Origin of the sequence: Vibrio sp. NFR (genome assembly GCF_027587095.1) — a bacterium.
Taxonomy (GTDB): domain Bacteria; phylum Pseudomonadota; class Gammaproteobacteria; order Enterobacterales; family Vibrionaceae; genus Vibrio; species Vibrio harveyi.
Map to the genome: position 1 here is coordinate 136,129 of NZ_JAPPTN010000002.1, position 18,152 is coordinate 154,280.

At 45.2% G+C, this 18,152-nt stretch carries 15 protein-coding genes; 8 read left to right on the forward strand and 7 right to left on the reverse strand.

Translation table 11 applies throughout. The features are described from left to right. Positions 1 to 10 precede the first annotated feature (10 nt). The 4 genes from kduD to OH463_RS04225 are packed head-to-tail and all read right to left on the reverse strand — an operon-like array spanning position 11 to position 4,550. On the reverse strand, positions 11 to 763 hold the full coding sequence (gene kduD, locus OH463_RS04210; RefSeq protein WP_005449923.1) for a 2-dehydro-3-deoxy-D-gluconate 5-dehydrogenase KduD: 753 nt from the start codon (positions 761 to 763) through the stop codon (positions 11 to 13). A 9-nt stretch (positions 764 to 772) separates the two neighbouring features. After that, positions 773 to 1,606 (reverse strand): 5-dehydro-4-deoxy-D-glucuronate isomerase, encoded by an 834-nt coding sequence (gene kduI, locus OH463_RS04215; RefSeq protein ID WP_005449922.1) that lies wholly within the window; start codon positions 1,604 to 1,606, stop codon positions 773 to 775. A 14-nt stretch (positions 1,607 to 1,620) separates the two neighbouring features. Further along, positions 1,621 to 3,378: a sodium:solute symporter family transporter gene (locus OH463_RS04220; RefSeq protein WP_005449920.1), complete on the reverse strand. Its 1,758-nt coding sequence runs from the start codon at positions 3,376 to 3,378 to the stop codon at positions 1,621 to 1,623. An 11-nt stretch (positions 3,379 to 3,389) separates the two neighbouring features. Next, positions 3,390 to 4,550: a glycoside hydrolase family 88 protein gene (locus tag OH463_RS04225; protein ID WP_269990618.1), complete on the reverse strand. Its 1,161-nt coding sequence runs from the start codon at positions 4,548 to 4,550 to the stop codon at positions 3,390 to 3,392. A gap of 328 nt (positions 4,551 to 4,878) precedes the next feature. On the opposite strand from OH463_RS04225, the gene OH463_RS04230 reads away from it, so the two are divergent. From OH463_RS04230 to OH463_RS04250, 5 genes are all read left to right on the forward strand, one after another. Next, positions 4,879 to 6,126, forward strand: coding sequence for a carbohydrate porin (locus OH463_RS04230; protein WP_009696492.1), 1,248 nt, complete (start codon positions 4,879 to 4,881; stop codon positions 6,124 to 6,126). A 75-nt stretch (positions 6,127 to 6,201) separates the two neighbouring features. After that, positions 6,202 to 7,353 carry an anaerobic sulfatase maturase gene (locus tag OH463_RS04235; protein ID WP_172581257.1) on the forward strand — a complete coding sequence of 384 codons (1,152 nt, stop codon included), beginning with the start codon at positions 6,202 to 6,204 and terminating at the stop codon, positions 7,351 to 7,353. A 15-nt stretch (positions 7,354 to 7,368) separates the two neighbouring features. Next, a complete protein-coding gene (locus tag OH463_RS04240) occupies positions 7,369 to 9,114 on the forward strand; it encodes a DUF4955 domain-containing protein (protein WP_269990619.1) in 1,746 nt (581 codons plus the stop codon). A 96-nt stretch (positions 9,115 to 9,210) separates the two neighbouring features. Next, the gene (locus tag OH463_RS04245; RefSeq protein WP_188014433.1) at positions 9,211 to 11,082 is read left to right on the forward strand and encodes a DUF294 nucleotidyltransferase-like domain-containing protein; all 1,872 of its coding nucleotides are present in this window, start codon (positions 9,211 to 9,213) and stop codon (positions 11,080 to 11,082) included. Positions 11,083 to 11,085: 3 nt separating this feature from the next. Further along, positions 11,086 to 11,793, forward strand: a complete 708-nt coding sequence (locus tag OH463_RS04250) for a 3'-5' exonuclease (RefSeq protein ID WP_269990620.1) — start codon at positions 11,086 to 11,088, stop codon at positions 11,791 to 11,793. Positions 11,794 to 11,868: 75 nt separating this feature from the next. Here the strand turns inward: OH463_RS04250 and OH463_RS04255 are convergent, their stop codons facing one another. Then, entirely contained in the window at positions 11,869 to 12,870 is a 1,002-nt protein-coding gene (locus tag OH463_RS04255; protein WP_050902713.1) for an arginine deiminase-related protein, read from the reverse strand. Between the two features lie 407 nt (positions 12,871 to 13,277). On the opposite strand from OH463_RS04255, the gene OH463_RS04260 reads away from it, so the two are divergent. Both OH463_RS04260 and OH463_RS04265 read left to right on the forward strand, forming a co-directional pair. Continuing rightward, positions 13,278 to 15,116, forward strand: coding sequence for an ABC transporter ATP-binding protein (locus tag OH463_RS04260; RefSeq protein WP_069217864.1), 1,839 nt, complete (start codon positions 13,278 to 13,280; stop codon positions 15,114 to 15,116). A gap of 640 nt (positions 15,117 to 15,756) precedes the next feature. Further along, positions 15,757 to 16,464: a DUF445 domain-containing protein gene (locus tag OH463_RS04265; protein WP_005449901.1), complete on the forward strand. Its 708-nt coding sequence runs from the start codon at positions 15,757 to 15,759 to the stop codon at positions 16,462 to 16,464. A 100-nt stretch (positions 16,465 to 16,564) separates the two neighbouring features. On the opposite strand, the gene OH463_RS04270 is transcribed toward OH463_RS04265, so the two are convergent. Then, positions 16,565 to 17,041, reverse strand: a complete 477-nt coding sequence (locus tag OH463_RS04270) for an Lrp/AsnC family transcriptional regulator (RefSeq protein WP_005449899.1) — start codon at positions 17,039 to 17,041, stop codon at positions 16,565 to 16,567. Positions 17,042 to 17,363: 322 nt separating this feature from the next. Between OH463_RS04270 and OH463_RS04275 the strand changes: the two genes are divergently transcribed. Next, complete coding sequence (locus OH463_RS04275; protein ID WP_005449897.1) at positions 17,364 to 17,531, forward strand: hypothetical protein; 168 nt, start codon at positions 17,364 to 17,366, stop codon at positions 17,529 to 17,531. A gap of 7 nt (positions 17,532 to 17,538) precedes the next feature. Here OH463_RS04275 and OH463_RS04280 read toward each other — a convergent pair whose 3' ends face one another. Continuing rightward, positions 17,539 to 17,787: a hypothetical protein gene (locus tag OH463_RS04280; protein WP_005449896.1), complete on the reverse strand. Its 249-nt coding sequence runs from the start codon at positions 17,785 to 17,787 to the stop codon at positions 17,539 to 17,541. Positions 17,788 to 18,152: the final 365 nt, after the last annotated feature.

The window sequence follows — 18,152 nt, forward strand, 5'->3', positions numbered from 1 at the left end:
GAGTACGAGATTAGCGAGCGAGCCAGCCACCATCGACAGCTAATGTATAACCGTTCACGTAATCAGACGCTGGTGATGCTAGGAAAATCACAGGACCCGCCAAGTCTTCAGGCAAACCCCAACGTTGTGCAGGGATACGCTCTAAGATGGCTTGATTTCGATCTGCATCGGCGCGCAATGCAGCGGTATTATTGGTCGCCATGTAGCCTGGGGCAATCGCATTCACATTAATGTTGTGTGCTGCCCACTCGTTCGCCATTAAGCGGGTAATCCCCATAACGCCACTTTTCGATGCTGTATAAGAAGGCACTCGAATACCGCCTTGGAAAGAGAGCATAGACGCCACGTTGATGATCTTCCCGCCGGTGCCTTGTGCGATAAATTGTTTCGCAACCGCTTGAGACAAGAAGAACACCGACTTAACGTTAATGTCCATTACGTCGTCCCAATCTTGCTCAGAGAATTCCAACGCGTCATTGCGACGAATAATGCCTGCATTGTTAACCAAGATATCGACACGACCAAATTCTGTCACAGCACGATCTACAATCGAGCTAATGTCATCCGTTTTCATCAAGTTCGCTCGGATATCGATGAATCGGCGACCTGTTGCTTGGATTTTTTCGATGGTTTCTGTCGGCTCAACAATATTCACACCAACAATGTCACACCCCGCTTGGGCTAGCCCTAAAGCCATGCCTTGCCCTAAGCCTGTATCACAACCTGTCACAATCGCGACTTTATCTGTCAGTTTAAATTCCATGTTTTGCTCCTAGCGAAGATCGGTGGTTTTAATGTGGTCCATGTCGTCGAACGTTTGGTTCTCACCAACCATTCCCCAAATAAAGCTGTAGTTTTTGGTCCCCACGCCAGAGTGGATAGACCAACTCGGTGAGATGATCGCTTGCTCGTTGTGAACCAAAATATGGCGAGTCTCTGTTGGTTCACCCATCATATGGAACACAGCTTGCTCCGGCTGGATATCACAATACAAGTACACTTCCATACGGCGTTCATGTGTGTGACAAGGCATGGTGTTCCATAGGCTGCCAGCTTCCAGTTTGGTTAGCCCCATCACTAGCTGACAGGTCTCAACCACATCTGGCACAATGTATTTGTAAATGGTTCGTTCGTTACAGCTTTCACTATCTCCTAGCGTTACTGGCATCGCATCTGCCTGAGTGATTTTACGTGTAGGGTACGCAACATGAGCAGGTGCACTGTTGTAGTAAAATTTCGCAGGCTGACTTTCGCTTTCACTGCCAAATGACACCGATTTTGCACCTTTACCAATGTATAACGCTTGTTGGTTTTCTAGCTCGTAAACCTCACCATCAACGTCAACGTAGCCCAAGCCACCGATGTTGATGATGCCCATCTCACGGCGCTCTAGTAAGTAATCCACACCGAAATCTTTACCAATACCATCGAAAGAAACTTTCTCTTGCTGCGGCATCACACCACCAAACAGAATGCGGTCGATATGACTGTACGTCATGGTGTAGCTGTCAGCCTCGAAGATGCTCTCAACAAGGAACTCCTCTCGTAACTGTTGAGTGTCTAGCGTTTTTGCGTGTGCTTTATGAATGCCTTGACGTGTGTTCATATTTCTTTCACCTATCATTGTGTAACACTTGCGATTTTTTGTTTATTTCCAAGGCTTTGAGAGTAAATCAAGCCTCCGACGGTCATGATGAACAGACCACAGATTAAGAAGTAATAAGCATGCTCGTTCGGAACTAAGAAGAATGCAGTGATGACGCCACCAAAGATCAGCGTTAAGCGACCCAAAATTCGACACTGCATCACATCAGACTCTTCCATGCCTGCTGGCGAGACAATTGGTGTCTTTTGATTCGTAAAGAACTGTTCGATCGCACTCTTTCTTTCCCCTTCAGGCGCTTTGTAGAACAAGCCTGTGCAAAGGAAGAAGCCAACCGTGATAATGGCGTGCATAAACTGGGTAATAACCACACCCAAGTCACCAAGCTCACGTCCTGTTAGCGCTACGCCAATCGTTTCTGATACCCATTGAGCGTTAAAGACATTGTTACTGATTAAGCTAACCACGAAACCGAAACAAACGGTCGCCCAACCTGCCCAATCAGGAACACGTTTGATGAACATGCCAAGAGTTTGAGGGATCATCATCGGAATATTCACAAGACCCGCAAAGATGATCATCATGGAGAACAAACTGATGCCACGTAATTCGTTAAGGAACAGCGCGAAGCCAATGACAATCAACCCCATCACACCAGTCGAAATCTTACTTGCGCGCAACTCTTGCTCTTCCGTCGCATCTTTGTTCAACATTGGCTTGTAGATAGATTTCACAAACGATGCAGCAACAAAGTTAATGCGTGAATCCAGTGTCGACATTGTTGCGGCGAACATTGCCGAAACCACTAACCCCACCATACCCGCAGGAAGAAGAACCTGAACTGCTGATAGATAAGCCGCTTGATTCGCTTTTGCACCTAGTTGTGGGTACATCCCCGCGAGGTCAAGACCTGCACTTGCCGACCACATTGGAGGGATAAACCACATCACGCTACCAAATGCGAACAACAGTGCGGTAAGGTAAGCCGCTTTTCGAGCTTGAGCCGAGTCCTTCACGCACAAGAAACGAACTGACTGACCAATGTTGTTCATGTCGATGACACGTTGAATAAAAATTGCGCCAATCCACAGTAAGAAGATTTCTTGGTAGTGGATGCCATTACCCGTCCAAAGCGCAGCCCCCTGCCAGTGATCAGTAATATCGGTAACGCTGTCTACGTTGTTCATCACCGCAATAAAGGTCACAACACTGATGGCAACAATCAATAACGCCTGTAAGAAGTCACTTGAAACAACAGCCCAAGCCCCACCTGTAATGGTCATGAAAACAACGGCTGCACCTGTGATCACAATAGCCAATTGAATGTTGATACCAATCACCGCAGAGATAAAAATTGAAACTGCATACAGCGTAATTGCCCCCCCCATCAAACCGGTGATCATGTAGATAAACGTGTAGAAACGCTCTGTCTTCGCACCGTAACGCTGACGAATCGCTTCCATCGGTGTAATTACATTAAGCTGTCGAAAACGAGGGGCGAAAATACGCGCACAGATCAGATAGCCGATAATGTTAAAAACAAAAATCCAAACGACTGCAAAACCATCAATGTAAGCTTTACCTGCCGCGCCAGTGAAGGTCCAAGCACTGAACGTAGTCATAAAGGCACTAGAGCCCGCCATCCACCAGACCATCTTGCCGCCTCCACGGAAATAATCGCTGGTATTGGCAACTTGCTTACGGAAAATAAACCCAAGCAAGACCATGAAAATAAAATAAAAAACAATCGCGCTAATATCGTATCCAGAAATCATTATCAGTTTCCTTACCAGAAGTAGCGTTGATGACCGCAGATACGCATCAATGCTTCGAGATAGTAGTAATCACCGTACGGCAGCATGTTGTTTGCCATGTCTTTTGCGACAAACGATGCGCCTTGAGAAAGTAAGCCATGAGCAGAAGGGTCTGCCGTTAGATCGCATTGTTCGATCAATCCTTGAACTAAATGCATGCCCCATTGCTCGAAGAAATCACGCTCTTGCTCGTCCTCACAAAGGCTCGCAATCAACAAGAAGCCTGCTGCTGTAATAGCCCCCGCCGAACTGTCTTTGTATGGGTGCTCAGACTCTGGTAAACGGTAATCCCATACAGGAACCGCATCATCTTGCAGGTAAGGCGTGACAAACAGCGCTAGCTTTTTCGCAAGCGCCAAAAACTCAGGATTCTTGGTATAAAGGTAGGTTTGAGCAAAACCATGAATAGCCCACGACTGACCTCGAGCCCAGCAAGAGTCATCTGCATATCCTTGAAAGGTTTCACCTTTGATTGGCGTTTGAGTCAGCGGATCAAAGTTAAAGGTATGAAAAGTAGAGAAATCATCACGAACAATATGCTTAGCCATTGTTTTTGAGTGATTAATTGCTGCATCTTTTAATACATCACTATTGGTTTGATTTGCTGCCCAAAAAAGCAGCGCCGTATTTTGTAGCGAGTCGATAATTGTTTTTCCCTGAGTTTTTTCAGGACCAAGAATGTGAGTTTCATTCCATGCAACAATATATTGACCAAGTCGACGGTAGCGTTGATATAAACTATGAGCAGCTTCTATACCCATTGATTTATATTCTTCATCTTCGGTTAACATATAACCAGCAACGCAACTTAATGAATATTGAAAACCTAAATCATGATCATGCCAATTTGGGTTGATAAGTAATTCTTTAAAATAAGGTTTACGCATATTTGCGCTATTTTTGAACGTCTCATCACCTGTCAGCTGGTAGCAAAGCCACAACTGACCCGTCCAAAATGAAGAAACCCAATCTGAAGGACCACAGTATCGCCATGTACCATCTTCATTGCCGATCTTAGGGTTATTAGTGCCAATACGAGGGATATTATTTTTAATTGAAGAAACAGCCTTTGTTAATTGCTCTTCAAAATTAGTGCTTTTATACCTTTTTGAGGGATATGCATATTCTATCATTGCGACTCGTTCCAGGTTGATTATTTTATTTCACGTATTTTTTATCTGGAGCCAGTTTATGAAGATATGAGAGCTTCATTCAATGTGTAAAAACATGCAAAAATGAAAAAAAAGAAACTACTTCGGTAATTTTCCTTATTTAGGTAACAATTTGTGAATAATGTCACAGAGCCAATAATTGAGGGCGATCACGCTTATAATATATGAATCAATAGAGTTTCATTTTTTGCATCCCTCAGCAATTTTCTTCATTCAAATAAAAAAAATAATCACTTAATTTCTGTTGTGACTTTCGTCTTTGAAAAATAAATAGAACAAGGAAATTAATGTGAACCACTCTACGATCAAAACCTCTCTTCTCATGACATCAATTGCCTTATGCAGCCAAGGTGTTGCTGCGCAAGATATCGATTTTTCTGGATATTTTCGTGCAGGTGCAGGTTCTAGCTCAAGCAATGGTGCGATGGTGTCTTACAACAAACAGAAACTTGGTCGCCTCGGCAACGAAGATGACATTTATCTGGGCTTAGGCTTGGGGACCCAGCTTGCGAAAACCGATCAATACGATGTCTATTTCCAATCTCGTTTTGTTTACCAGTCAGATGGTTCAAACGATTGGGAAGCCATGGATGACAGCGATACTGACTTCATGTTCAAAGAAGTAAACGTAGCGGTGAAAGGACTGATACCTTCTCTACCAGAATCTACTGTATGGGCAGGTAAGCGCTACAACCAACGTCACGATAACCACATCATTGATACCTACTACTGGAATGTGTCTGGTACTGGTGGCGGTATTGATTACATTCCTGTTGGTGACGGTCTGCTGTCTGTCTCTGCCATCCGCTCAGATCGTAAAAGCCAAAATTTTGATGATCCAGGCACAAAGAACAACAAGCTCAACGTCAACATTTTCGACATTCGCTATAAAGGCATCAAACTATGGGAAAACGCTGAGCTGGAAGTCGGTCTTGACTACGGTATGCCAAATGAGTCGGATGAATTTACGTTGCAAACCGAAGATGGTGTGATGGCTACTGGCTTGGTTACCTACGGCGGTAAATGGGGTAAGAACAATACGGTTTTCCAATACGGTACCAACGGCTTCTCCAAAGCGCTGTTTAACGACCATGCAGGTAAAAACTACTTCGCAGAAGTGCAAAAAGATGCGTCCGCTTACCGAGTAATGAACTATGGCTTGTTGAAACTGACCGACGACGTTGTACTTGCTCACTCTCTGTTCTGGACCTCTTCAATTGACGATATCGAGATCAACCAGACCACAACACAAACGACTTTTTCAGCGGTTATTCGCCCTGAATACAGCTGGGACGACAACAATAAAACCGTACTCGAATTAGGTTACTTCGATGCGACGACTGCCGATGACACCCCTCAATCAGCTAGCAAGGTAACACTTGCTCAAACTTGGTCGCCATCTAAGAGCTTCTGGGCTCGCCCTGAACTGCGCGTATTCGCGACTTACTTCCAAGACTATGAAGACGATCATGCATTCGGTGATAACAACGACACCGAATTCCAAGTCGGTATTCAAGTTGAAGGCTGGTTCAAATAAGACAAAGCCTGCTCCTTCGGGAGCAGGTCTTTTTCTGTGAAACAACAATAAGTCTAGAAATAAAGGAAACACGGAATGCAGTCATCTTACCCTTTTCACATCATGGCAAAGCCGACAGGATCTACCTGCAATATTCAGTGTGACTATTGCTATTTTCTCGGTCGTGAAGAAACGCTGAAAGAAGTGACTGCGAACTCAATGCCGCTCGAAACATTAGAACTCTACATTAAGCAATACATTGAAGCTCAACCCACCGAACAAGTGGTTTTCAGTTGGCAAGGTGGTGAACCAACACTGCTCGGTCTCGACTACTTTGAAACCATCATCAAGCTGCAAAAAAAACACAACCCACTTGGTAAAACCATTCATAACGATTTGCAAACCAACGGAATGTTGCTCAACAAGCCGTGGTGTAAGTTTCTTAAAACTCATCGTTTCTTCGTCGGGTTAAGCATCGACGGAACCCAAGAGGTTCATGATCATTATCGCCACACACGCTCAGGTAGAGGTACACATAAAAAGGTGCTCAATGCGGCGGCTTTGCTTCATAAATACCACATCCCTTTTGCGACCCTCACTTGTGTGACTCACCAAAGCACACTCTCTGCACTAGAGATTTATCGCTTCCTGCGTGATGAAGTGAAAACCAAACAAATGCAATTTATCCCGATCGTGGATAAAGCCGAGCTAGAAATGCGCTCTTCATGCCTTGTCACCACTCAAGAACCTTATTCTGTTTCACCGCAAGGTTGGGGCGAATTCATGACAACCGTCTTTGATGAATGGCTGGAAAACGATATTGGTCAGGTTTACATTCCAACCGTTGAGGACTGCCTCGCCGTTCTACTGAATCATCCCTCTTCATCCTGTGTGACAAGCCAATATTGTGGTCGTGCTCTTGCGATAATGCAGGAAGGCTCCGTCTACAGTTGCGATCACTACATCGAAGATAGCCACCGCTTAGGTAATGTCAAAAATACACACTTGGCGCAAATGGCATGCGACCCAAAACAACAATCTTTTGGTCTCGATAAGACCCACTCACTTTCTCAACAATGCCAGCAATGCCCATACCTTAAGTTCTGTTTTGGCGGTTGCCCTAAAGACAGGGTGCGTTCAAACAAAGAATCTTCTCCGCAAAATTACCTCTGCTCAGGATTGCGCGCTTTCTACCAGCACGCCATTCCAGCATTAAAACAACGCATAAAAAACGTGTACCCCCAATAACAAGGAAATGATTCCATGAGATACAAAATAGGAACTCTCTCTGTCGCTTTGCTGCTTGTCGCTTGTAATAGCGAGTCGAGTGTCGAAAACACCAGCCAATACTGGACGGATTTTGTTGCCAGCCGAGATTCAGCATCAGGTCTGTTGGATACCTCAACAACACTACCTGAAGAGCGCATTCTTCAAGACTACTCCTTTGCTGGTTATAAATTCAGCGATACGCCATTACCGGCACCCGCCCCAACAGAAACGGATGCTCTATACCATGTGTTTAATGTCCAAGATTTTGGGGCAATACCGAATGATTCAATCAGCGATAAAGCTGCGATAAAAGCCACTATTGAAGCGATGAAACAAAGCCGTACGACGAATCCCGCTGAGTCAAAAATCGCTGTGCTTTATTTTCCTGAAGGCACTTACATCATCAATAATGCCGCAGATGATGCCCTCATCGATCCAGATAACGTGGATGATATTAAGAACAAGCAGCCGATTTTCGTCGATCTGGATAATGTTGTGGTGAAAGGCGATGGCGTTGGTAAAACCGTGCTCAAAATGGACACCTATTTGCAGCCAGAAAATCCATCCAAAAAATGGACGACGCCACACATGTTTCAACTCGGAGCAAGAAGCGACACCGAAACCACAGCCGCAACTATTGAGCTTTCACAAACGCTTGAAGGCGGCTCAAGCTTTTCTGTTCAGGTAGACAGTAGTGCAGGTTTTTCTGTCGGCGACAGTATTCAAATTTCTGCTTTGATTCAACGCGAGCCAGCAATCAACGACGCAATCTCACCGTACCTCATCGAGTACAAAGCCTCAGCACCAGACACGCCAGTTTGGGCAAATCTGGTTAAAGGGCTCGATAAACGCGAGAAACATACCATTGCAGCTATTGATGGCAATGTTCTGACATTCTCTACCCCAGTTGCACATACGCTCGAGCAAGCCGACACCTGGCAAGTGAAAAAAGTCACCTCTTATGAAAACGTCGGGATTGAGAACATGACGATTTCTGGCAACTGGCACGAAGAATTTGTCCATCATGAAAGTGCCTTGCACGACAGTGGTTATAGCTTGTTAGCACTTAATCGAGTTCATGACAGCTGGGTAAGAAACATTGAACTACGCGATTTCAACCAAGGAGGCGTGCTATGGAATACCTACAATGTGACGGTTGATGACGTCACGCTGTCCGGAACGCCGGGACACCTTGCTTTCACTATCATGTACGGCAACTACAACTTAATTGAAAACATTACCGACAACTCTCACGCTTGGCATGCGCCTGGCGTATCGAAATACTCGATTGCCAATGTGTACAAAAACAGCCAATACGCCGCTGACTCCTCTATTGATTTGCACGGTGAGCAGTCCATGCACAACCTATTCGATAACATGAAGGGCGGATGGATTTATGGTCGCTGGGGCGCGAGTTCTGGCAACCAACCAAACCATCTAAAAGGGCTCACTTTCTGGAATCCTGTCAACACTGGCGTAAGCGCAAATGAATTTATGTTTATGAAGGATGATGGCATTTACGGTCGTGTGATTATGCCTTACATCATCGGGATGACGGGCTCAGAATTCTCTGTCGCACCACAAGCCAAGTACATCAATACCATGATCGAAAACGGCACTGCGAACTACTCCGAAGTACCCGATGAAAGCCTTAAGCAAGCACATTTGGAGTCTATCGGTACGGCGGTTGAACCAGCATCACTGTTCGATGCACAGTTGAATTTACGCCATGCTAAGTAACCGATGAATTCGAGGTAAAGCCGAAAGGCGATGTCACTTAATAATATCGACAGGAGGCTCAAGTCGAGCCTCCTATAACAACCAGAAGCTGTCCTTATGAAAACCTCCGCAACACTCAATATCCTGCACTTCTTAGAGAAGCTCGACCCTTTTGATAAGCTCCCCACAGAGATCGTTGAGCAGCTCGCCGAACTCGTAGTGGTGCGTTACCTCGCGAAGGGAGAAACTATAGACGAAGAAACTCTAAGTCAGTCGGCGCACTTGTACTTCATTCGCTCAGGTGCAATTGAGCAAAAAGACTCGACAGGAGGTTTGTTGGCTCGATTGGGAGAAAATGACCAGTTTGGGTTTACCTTCTTTCAAGACTCTTCCCTTCAATCACAACGTTATCAGGTCTACGCACTAGACAGCACCTTGCTTTACTCCATCCCCTACGAAGCTGTGCGTAAGGTGATGAGCAGCGCAAGCGCAACGACAGATTGCTTTGATCCACAAGCACCAAGACGTCTAAACAGTGCTGTCAATCACTCGCAACACAAGGAAAACAAAAGTTTATTCTTCAGAACTGTAAAAGACATCGCGAGTGAAAACATTACGTCTGTGGACTATCTCACCCCAATCCAAGACGTAGCAGAACGAATGTGTTCTCGCCCTAAAAGCTCTTGTGCCGTCGTAGAAAAAAGCGGTGAATTGGTGGGAGTCATTACCGATCGAGACATGACCATGAAAGTGGTGGCGAAAGGGCTCCCACTCACGACGCCAGTTCACCAAATCATGACCTCTCCTGTAACCGTGATCGATGAAGACGAGCGGATCATTGAAGCCATTTCACTCATGCTAGAGCACAATATCCGGAGCCTGCCTGTTATATCAAAAGGGCAAGTCTGCGGACTGCTTACGACCACCCACTTAGTACACAACCACCGTACCCAATCGTTGTTTTTGATTGAGAAGATTCGCTACGCTGATTCTATCGAAGCTCTTGCCAAGCTGCGCGACGAGAAAGAATCGATTTTTCAGGCGCTGGTTGAAAACGGCACCTCCTCAAACCTACAAGGCAAAATCATGTCGATGATCATGGATGCGTTTACTCGCAGAATCATTGAACTAACGGAGAAGGTACTTGGTCCTGCGCCCTGTAAGTATGCTTGGATGGTGGCAGGTTCTCATGCGCGTAATGAAGTGCATCTCTTATCTGACCAAGACAATGCCATCGTCGTTGAAGATGACAAATTCCAAGAGCACCAACTGTACTTTGCCCACCTTGCGATGCGAGTTTGCAACGCTCTAGCGGCTTGTGGCTACCCACTTTGCGATGGTAAATATATGGCGGCATCTCCTCGGTGGTGTCAGCCTCTGCAACGTTGGAAGCACTATTACAATAAATGGGTTTCTAGCCCGGAGTACAATCAATTATTGAATATCAGTGTGTTCCTAGAGACCCGCGCCATCTATGGCTCTTATGAGTTAGTCGAGGAGTTACAAGATCACCTCAACGATTGTATTCAACACAATTCGAGCTTCTTGCCATGCTTGACGCGAGATGCCATTAACATTTCACCACCACTGAGCATCTTTAATAACTTGGTGGTAGAGAAAGGTGGGGAGCACAGCAATACCTTAAACATCAAAAAGTACGCCTTGAATCTCATCGTAGATTTAGCGCGAATTTTCAGCCTCTCGGTAGGATGCAAGCTTGCTGGCACAGAGGAGCGATTTCGTTATGCTATGACTCATAAAGCCATTTCTGAAGATGCCTGCGAGAGCATTATTGAAGCGCTGCGATTCATCAGCCAAGTTCGCTTCCGCCATCAATTGCATGCTATACAAAACGGGCATATACCCGATAACCACATCGCACCCGATCAATTCAGCAGTTTTGAAAGAAAGCACCTCAAAGAAGCGTTTAAAATCATCGGTAATTTGCAAGACGTCGCAAAGCTCAGGTTTGTAAAGGGAAACCAATAAGCCATGTTGACGAGTCTAAAACACAAGTTCCACTTGGAGAACATCGAGACACTTCGACAACATATCGAAGAGCAAGGTGAATGGATTGGCGGTTGGGGAACCTATCTCAGCACTCCATTACCCTCTGTCACGTCACCACTTCAACAGCTTAAATATGTCGCTATTGACTTCGAGACAAGTGGACTCGATTTTAAACACGACCAGATTTTGTCTATTGGTTTAGTGCCATTCAGTTTTCAACAGATCGAACTGTCGACCGTTGACGAGCTTTTTATTTCACACGGGCAATACATCACCGCTAAAAGTGCCAGCGTGAACCAATTAACCCCCAAGCACCTCAGCCGAGGGCTCACTATCGATGCAGCGATGAATAAACTCTTTGAAACCTTGGCAGGAAAAGTGGTGTTAGCTCATGGAGCATTCATTGAGAAAGGCTTCCTGTCGCGCTACCTCAGCAAAAAGTTTGGCATCGTTAAACTTCCCTTTTACTTTATCGATACGATGGAGCTCGAACGACGATTCTTATCATCAAACCTTGCCCATAGCCCTGCCAGCTTTCAGCTTGATGACCTCAGGGAGAACCTTGGATTCCCAGCTTACTACAACCACAGCGCAGCAAGTGATGCGTTAGCATGTGCCGAGCTTTTTATTGCCAGAGTGCATAAAACGGCTTCACTCGCCAATGCCGCTCTACACAAGGTAATGTCGTAAACCCGCTAGAGCCCGTCAATAAAAAAGCACCACATCTTTCAACATGGTGCTTTTTGGGGGAAATTCAGGGTTGGTTTACAACACGGCTTTACGACTCGGCAGGAAGACTTCACCGAGCATGCAGCGTACAGAGCCACCGCCAATCGATTCGATGGTAGAAACGTCGAATGGCAGCAATTTACCGTGAGTCGCCAGTTGATTTCTTTGTGCTGGTGAGAACGCATCGTAAGCCGATTGAGACATAGCAATGACCTTATCGCCGCGTACCGTTTCCAGTTGAAGGATGTTGCCGCAAAACTGGTTCATCTGTTCAAGAGAAATCGAGATCACCTGTTTATCTTTCGCCAATGATTTAAGCACAAAGCGACGCTCAAACTCAGGGATCACTTCATCACAAATCACACAGAACTGCTCACCTACAGCCATCATCACGTTAGTGTGGTAAATCGGAGCACCAGAAGGCAAACGGGTTTGGAAAGAAATCACGCGATCATAACCAATGCGCTTGGCGTAATCTTCTAAAACCAGACGATCGCAACGTTGTGAGAGCGCGGCATAAACGGTTTTGTTGAAGTGATCGAGCACCATCACGCCCGTGCTTTCTAGGTAGGCTTCTTCATCCAGATATTCAATCAGTGAGTCTTGTTGATGCACTTCACGACCTGCGTGCGCTAATGCAGCGACCAACGCATCCGGACGAACTTCATGCTGACGGTTTTCACACGCCATCGGGAAGGTATATAAAGTGCCTTCTGGGGTAGTGCTAAACCAGTTATTTGGGAACACGGCGTCTGGCGTTGCTGTGTCTGATTGAGGGTAGTCAAACTCAACCACTTGCACGCCCTCTTTTCGCAAGATCTCAACCATCGCAGCAAATTCAGCCATGGTGTTACGTGAGACTTCTTCTTGAGTTAGCGAAACTTGGTGTTGAAACTCGTTGTCTTGCGCAGTTTCTTCGTTAAAACGAAACTCTTTAGGTGGCACCATCACAACGCAATTTGCGGTATGACGCAGAGCACTTTGCGTGCTTTCTTCTTTTCCATGTGCATTCTGAGGCACTGATTCGTGTAATAGCATCCAATACATTCCTTTTCACTAGAATGATGAGATTGTAAATTTATTGTTAACCGCAGTTTTGCTGTTTTTAATAATAAATCCATCAACCAAAAGTAAATATTTTGGTATAAGACCGGATTAACCCGACTTTTTATTGTCACTTTGTCGATTTACTGTTTTGTGACGCGTGAATGGTCATCTCAAGAATAATGCACTAGCGAATTCTTTATAACCAACTAGTTACATTTAAAAGACAATCGGTTAGACTATTTTTTCGCCTCTCACACATACGCAAATACGTCTGCTTTTCTGGCTAGCAGACCACAATATGTCTTATCTCCACGTTCAGGATTTCTGCCTCGTCCAAGGCAAGAAGAATTGACGGATTCACCCTCTGACGTGGCAATGCTTTAACTTTAGGATGAGTTATGTTTAAACGATTTGAAGGCTTTACCGAGCCGTTCCCCAAATCACAGCCTGATCAACCCCCAACAGGGATCTTTGCGTTCTTACGCCATTACACGCGCGGCTTTGAGAAACCGCTGATCATCATGTCGATCATGTCGACGATTGTGGCGATCGTAGAAGTATCTCTGTTTGGTGCCATGGGTCAGTTGGTTGATTGGCTATCCACCAGCAATCCAGAAACCTTTTTGCAAGACAACAAAGCAGACCTTATTTTCTACGGCTCTTTATTGCTGATTGTCATGCCGATTTTGGTCGTGGTTTACTCACTGCTGATTCACCAAACCCTGCTAGGTAACTACCCAATGTCGGTACGTTGGCTTGCGCACCGTTACTTGCTTAATCAAAGTCTGAACTTCTATCAGGATGATTTTGCAGGACGTGTCGCCACCAAGGTGATGCAAACCTCTTTGGCGGTGCGAGAAACCGTCATGAAGACGATGGATGTGTTCGTCTACGTCTTAGTTTACTTCACCAGCATCATCGTGATGTTAGCCGCTGCTGATTGGCGTTTGATGATCCCAATGTTGGTTTGGCTAATGGCGTACATCGCTATTCAGATCCACTTTGTTCCGAAATTAAAGGCCGTGGCGACTGAGCAAGCCGATGCTCGCTCCACCATGACAGGGCGCATTGTCGACAGCTATACCAACATTCAAACCGTGAAGCTGTTCTCACACAGTAAACGAGAGACCGAGTACGCCGAAGAAGGCATGAAAGGCTTCTTGCATACCGTCTATCGCCAAATGCGCTTGGTGACCGGCTTCGATGTAGCAGTAGAGATTTCCAATTATCTATTGGTGTTCTCGGTGGCTGCGCTATCGATTTACTTGTGGTTGGATAGCGCGATTAGCGTTGGTGCCATTGCAATTGCTATCAGCTTAGCCCTGCGTATCAATGGTATGTCGATGTGGATCATGTGGGAAGTCGGTGCCCTATTCGAAAACTTGGGTACTGTCGTAGATGGCATGAAGACGCTATCTAAACCTATCGACATCAAAGACAAAGCCGATGCGAAAGATCTGCAAGTTTCTCAAGGCGGCATCCACTTCGATAACGTGAGCTTCCATTATGGTGAGAAAAAGGGCGTGATAAACAACCTCGACCTTAATATCAAACCGGGTGAGAAAGTGGGCTTAGTTGGACGATCTGGCGCGGGTAAATCCACCTTAGTGAACTTGCTATTGCGCTTCCACGATGTAGAGGAAGGTTGCATCAAGATTGATGGGCAGGAAATCTCGAGCGTCACGCAAGACTCGCTACGCTCGAATATTGGTATGGTGACGCAAGATACGTCTTTGCTACACCGCTCAATCCGCGACAATATCTTGTATGGCAACCCAGATGCGACTGAAGAAGACCTGATTAAAGCGACTAAGCAAGCGCACGCACACGAGTTTATCGAAACCCTAACCGACCCGTTCGGCAACGTGGGTTACGACGCACAAGTGGGTGAGCGCGGTGTGAAACTGTCTGGTGGTCAACGCCAGCGTATTGCGATTTCACGTGTACTGCTAAAAGACGCACCTTTGCTGGTACTGGATGAAGCGACTTCAGCACTGGATTCAGAAGTTGAAGCCGCCATTCAAGAAAGCTTGAACGAGCTGATGCAAGGCAAAACCGTTATCGCCATCGCGCACCGTTTATCGACCATTGCGCAAATGGATCGCTTGATTGTGCTTGATAAAGGCAACATCGTCGAACAAGGCACACACAAAGAGCTTATTGCCAACAACGGCATTTACGCTCAGCTTTGGGCGCACCAAACAGGTGGCTTCCTTGGGGAAGAGCTCGAGGGTTAACGTTCTTAAATTGCAGTAAATCACCAAACTAAAACGGCGCAATAAGCGCCGTTTTTTCATTCGATTTTGCTATGTCGAGCCGCTTTCCCAAGAAGACACCCCACACAAATAGTGATGGCGATCACTTACTTTCTCAGGTATAAAACAATTTTGTGGGTGAAAGTCACACTTTTTCTGGTAGTATGGCGTCCCGTTGCGTAATCGTTAGTAGTGGACACAACGCAGAGTAGCAAGCTGGATTCATTTGTAATTTCACTTTTTGAGAAACAGCTATACTCAATTGATGGCTTAGTTATTAATCTAATAATAAGGTAATTAGCTTATGTGTAAATGTGGTTCAATGCAGATCGTACAAGTAAAACCAAGTTGGGCAGACAAATTATTCGGCTACTCAGAGCGCTGGAAATGCCAACTTTGTTGTAAGGTCTTCCGCTTCTAAAAACACAATAAAAGTACACTTAGAATTTCTAAGAAAAAGCAGTGACCCGGCAGTGAATGTCGGGTTTTGTTTTTTTAGCGCTAACCTATTTCATCCCGCCTAAAAGCAGACCCAATCAAGCTCAACCTAGCATCTCTCTACCAGTTAGGTATAGAATCATGCCCACTTATTACTTCATCAATTCATACATAATCGGTCACTATGAACAAAAGTTTGCTGACTAATATCCTCGCGATCGCCATGATGGGCGCGGGATACCACATTCAAAATGATTACCTTTGGTACGCGGGTCTATTCGCTTTTTCTGGCGCTATCACCAACTGGTTAGCGATTCACATGCTGTTTGAAAAAGTACCCGGCTTGTACGGTTCAGGTGTCATTCCAGCTCGTTTCGAAGAGTTTAAATTGGCAATCAAAAACTTGATGATGGAGCAATTTTTTACCGAAGCGAACATCGATCGTTTCCTAAACAAGGAAATGGCTGGCGGCGTAAACATCAACCTAGAACCAGTGATCGAGAAAGTCGACTTAAACCCAGCCTTTGATTCTCTAGTGGAAGTCATTGAAGGTTCTCAATTTGGCGGCATGCTCGCAATGTTTGGTGGCGCAGAAGCGCTACAACCAATGCGTCAGCCATTTGTTGAGAAGATGCAAGAGTCCATCATCGAACTGAGCAAGAGCGACAGCATCAAAGAAGCACTCAAAGAGCAGTTAGAGTCACCAGCAATGATGGATGAAATCAAACAGAATATTGAAAGCATCATCGATCAGCGCCTAAGTGAATTGACGCCAGCGCTGGTAAAAGAGATCGTACAGAAGATGATTAAAGAACACCTTGGCTGGCTCGTCGTTTGGGGCGGGGTATTTGGTGGTCTGATCGGCGTACTGACAACCTTCGTCAGTGCCTAAGGGCCATCTAATCACTAATGCTGATTAACTCGCATTAAGAACTCAAAAGGAGCCCCATTGGCTCCTTTTTTGTACCTGTGTTTCGCACACTTTGTGCAATTTAACCAAGCAGCTCGGGATTCACCCCAAAGCCCGTCTTGTGTTCTTCAATGACCACTTCACTACGAGTTTGTATCACACCAGGCAACGTCCCAAGCTTACTCGACATAAACTCTTGGTAAGCCTTCATGTTCTTCACTCGCACTTTGATCATGGTATCGAAGTCACCTGACAGCGAATAGCACTCTTCTATTTCAGGCATTAACTCTACCGCTTTAGCAAACTTCTCAAAAATCGAAAAGCTGGTTTGATCTAAGCGAATATGGATGAAGACCTGCACATCCAACCCAAGCTTCTCCGCATTGAGCTCGGCATGATAACCATTTATGTAGCCTTCTTTCTCTAACCGTTTGACACGCTCAGAGCATGGTGATGTGGTTAAGTTAACCTGCTTTGCCAGTTCTACGACCGGAATTCGCCCACGAGAATGCAGCACCCTCAAAATTTGCAAATCAATTCTGTCTAATTGGTAACTCATTAACCACATCCTTGTAACAACTCAGGAGTCATCAGAGTAATAGTAACTATTCAGTTTGCAAATAGTGATATCAACAACGTGTGAAACCTGCATACATTTAACGTTTGCCCAGCACAAAAATTCATCAAATAGTCAAAAAATAAAAACATTCATCTGCATAATTTATAAATCAACACACCAATATTGGCGACTTTATTAATCAGATAATTTTGTTAACAAAATAATGGAATGATGAACTTTGAAGAGAAAAACATGAGCTGCAGAGAAAAGAAATGAGCCAAATGATAAGGCAATAATAGGTAAAAATATTAAGGAGAAAGCAATGTTAACCCTACAACTCGCGTACAAACCATTTGGCGTTGGAGAATGGACGTACACGACCGTCTCACACGAAGTCGCAAAGTCTCTGGCGTCTGAATATGCGTCTTACGGCTGGCCAGTTATGATCGACGGATTGCCATTCGCAACAGAAAAAGATCTTGCTGCGTAAGCGTCAATTACATAATTGCTGATGTCTGTCGCGCTGGATGCTGAACCACTTCACCAATAGCGCGATGGTTACAACAACGGCAGTAGTACTGCGGTTCCATCTCGTAGTAATGCTCACCCGATACAAACTTTGCCATCAACTGAGTAAAACTGACGACTTTGCCAGTTAGCGTGGCGATATGCTCTGGTTCACAACGCTTCATGATCACTTTATGCTGCGTTGATCTTCTACAAACTGAGCAATAAATATCCGGCATTTCTCTTCTCCCTGATTTTCTGTGCTACTGACAATTGACATATTTTGTTCAAAATAATTCCACAATTAAAAAGCCCCTTTAGTTTTTTGTGCCCCACATCCAAAAAATTCCGCACACGTGCCTGAAAACTGAGACCTTGGTCAGACCTCAACTTTTGTATCAAATTATGAACAATAATGCCTATGTATGTAATACTACGAGATACTACGCATAAGTAATTGTCACTGTGTATTTTTTACATTCGGCAGTAAAGAGCGTCTTGATTCCGACAGGTGAGAGAGAACGGATACCTCTCTTCCGACTCGTGTAATTTACAGTGTGAATTGTGCACAAAAAAATCGCAGTACCCCTCGCGCAGTTCAATG